Raw genomic sequence first — 3,033 nt, 5'->3', positions numbered from 1 at the left:
CCCCACGCCAGCCTGTTCGCCCGCTCCTCCAACTCCCCGAACGACAACGCCTCACCCGCGCACCGCACCGCCACACCCGCACCACCCAGACGGTCAACCACCCCCTCAACGAGCTCCTCCACCCGACTCGCCACACCGCCTGCCAGCGGCGCACCCACCGACAGCGCACCCAACCGCTCCCGCTCCCCCACCGACCGCACATCCACCTCGGCCAACACGGCATCCGGGCACTCCACCAACGCGGAGACGACGGAGGCGAGGCGCTCCGTGAAGTAGCGGGCGGTGCTGTCGGCGTAGAGATCGGTGTTGTAGGTGAGGTAGCCGGTGATCGCGTCCTCGCCCTGCTCCAGGTGGAGGGAGAAGTCGAACTGAGTGCCGGCCGGCGGGATGTCGAGACGGCTGACGGTCAGACCGGTCAGGTGCAGGTTCCTCGAGGGGGCTTCGTTGAGAGCCAGCATCGTCTGGAACAGGGGGCTGCGTGCCTGCCCGTCGTCGGCGGCGAGCGCCGTGTGCCGGACGATCTCCTCGAAGGGTGTCTCGGCGTGCTCGTGTGCTTCCACGAGGGCTTCGTGGGTGGCACGCAGTGCCTCCGCGAGCGTCGCCCGCGGGTCGAGGGTCCGGCGCAGGGGCAGCGTGTTGGTGAAGAAGCCCAGGATGCCGGCGGTGTCGGGGTGAGCACGGCCGCTGGTCGGGATGCCGATGGTCACGTCGTCGCTGCCCGACAGGGCGCCCAGGACGACGGTGACCGCGGTGGCGACGACGGCGAACGGGGTCGTGCTGGTACCGCGTGCGATGCGACCGACCGTCTCGGCGCTCAGCTCCACCGGGACGGCCGCACCGTTGTGGGTGCGTCGTGCCGGACGCGGGTGATCGGTCGGGACGTCCAGAGGGCGCACACCCGCAAGCCGCTCACGCCAGTGCGCGAGCCCTTCGTCGTCCTCGGACGTCGGCTCGGCAGCTCGCATCTGGGCGAAGTCCCCGTAGTGGAGCGTGGGGGCCGGGGGCAGGGGGCGGCCTTGGTCGAGGGCGGCGTACGCGGCGGCGATGTCGTCCAGCAGGCGGGTGAGTGTCCAGCCGTCGGCGATGGTGTGGTGCAGGGACAGCAGGAGCAGGTGGACGTCCTCGGTGCGGCGGACGATCCGCGCACGGAAGAGCGGGCCTTCGGCGAGGTCCACCGTGGAGTGACGCCAGTGCGTCAGCAGTTCGGCCTCGTCGCACTCCGGGGACGCGTACGGGTCGTCGGAGGAAGCGTCTGCCACGGTGCCGGACCAGACGGGGTGGACGACCTGGACGACCTCGCCGTTCTCCTCGCGCAGAGTGGTCCGCAGCACCTCGTGGCGGCGGGCAACCTCTTCGATCGCCCGTGCCAGGGCCCGGGCGTCGAGCCGGCCGGTGATCCTGGCGCCGCCGTTCAGGGTGTAGGCCAGATTCGCCTGCGGGTCCAGGGCGCACAGCAGCCACAGTCGCTTCTGGCCGGACGTGGCGGGGAAGACGACGGTGCCGTCGGGGTTGGGGATACGCGCTGCGACCGGAATGGGCGGGCGGGCCTTGCCCGGCCGGTCCAGGTGGGCGGCGAGGTCGGTAAGGGTGGGGTGTTCGAACACGAGGTGGAGCGGGATGTGGGCGCCGAGGGCCTCGCCCAGCCGGTGGGTGAGGCGGGTGGCGAGGAGGGAGTGGCCGCCGAGGGCGAAGAAGTCGTCGTCCGCGCCGATCTCGGTGACGTCGAGGAGTTCGCTCCAGATCTGGGCGATCAGTTCTTCGGTCGGCCCGGACGGAGGGCGGAAGAAGGCGCGGTCTGCGCCGAGTTCGGGGTCGGGGAGCGCGGAGCGGTCGATCTTGCCGTTGGGGAGAAGGGGGAACTCATCGAGGGCGACCAGGGCCGAGGGGACCATGAAGTCGGGCAGCCAGGCGCGGGTGTGCGACGCAAGATCGGAAGGCACAGCGCCCGCCTCGTCGGCGACAACGTAACCAACCAGCCGCAGTGCCCCAAGGGCGTCCGGGCGGGCGACGACCACCGCCTCCGACACCTGCGGGTGGCGGCGCACGACTTCCTCCACCTCGCCCAGCTCGACGCGGTGGCCACGGATCTTCACCTGTCCGTCGGCGCGGCCGAGGTAATCAAGCTGGCCGTCAGGGCGCCAGCGCACCAGGTCTCCCGTGCGGTACATCCTGCCGCCGTTCGCGGAGAAGGGGTCGGGGAGGTACCGCTCCGCGGTGAGGGCGGGCCGGGCGTGGTAGCCGCGGGTGACACCGGCTCCCGACAGGTACAGCTCACCCACCGCGCCTACGACCACCGGCCGCAGAGAGCCATCAAGGACGTGAGCTCGCGTGCCGTCCACGGGCCGGCCGATCGGCGTCCGCGCATCACCGGCAACGGTGACAGCATGCGTGGAGTAGGTGGTGTCCTCACTCGGCCCGTAGAGGTTGTTCACCACACCGATCACCGGATGCGCGTACAACTCCGCAACGAGACCCGGCGCCAGCGGCTCACCCGCAAGGTTCACCGTGCGCGCCCGAGGAGGAATCGCACCCGCCGCCAGCAGCTCACGGGCGACCGACGGCACCGTGTTCACCAACGTCACGTCCGCATACCGGCCTGGATTCGCGATCAGGTCCAGCGCGTTGTCCGGCACCAGGTGGACCGTCCCGCCGACCGACAGCGGCGCGAAGATCTCGAACACCGACAGGTCGAACGACACCGATGTCGCAGCCAGCGTCTGCGCCAACTCCTCGCGCGAGAAGACCCGGCCGGCCCAGGACAGCATCGCCACGACCTGGGAGTGCTCGATCATCACCCCCTTCGGGCGACCCGTCGACCCTGATGTGTAGATCACGTACGCCACATCCGAGCCACCACCGGACACCGGAACACGGTCCGTACGGCCCCCGTCCGGGAAGTCCTCGACCGACCTCAGAACCAGCGGGACACCCGAGTCCTCGACCATGAAGTCGACACGCTCATCCGGATAACCCGGGTCCATCGGCACATAGCCCGCACCCGACTTCAGTACGCCCAGCAACGCGACCACCAGG

The 3,033-nt window shown here is 70.4% G+C and carries 1 protein-coding gene; it reads right to left on the bottom strand.

All coding sequences use genetic code 11. The annotated features are described in order from the left end of the window. Positions 1 to 3,033: non-ribosomal peptide synthetase (locus tag CCN29_RS33720; RefSeq protein ID WP_143661461.1), on the bottom strand; the 3,033-nt coding region annotated here is incomplete at both ends.

It is taken from the genome of Streptomyces pseudogriseolus (assembly GCA_002154585.1).
GTDB classification, from domain to species: Bacteria; Actinomycetota; Actinomycetes; order Streptomycetales; family Streptomycetaceae; genus Streptomyces; species Streptomyces pseudogriseolus.
The sequence above is the reverse complement of the archived record's forward strand: the minus strand, read 5'-3'. Positions and strand labels throughout refer to the sequence as shown.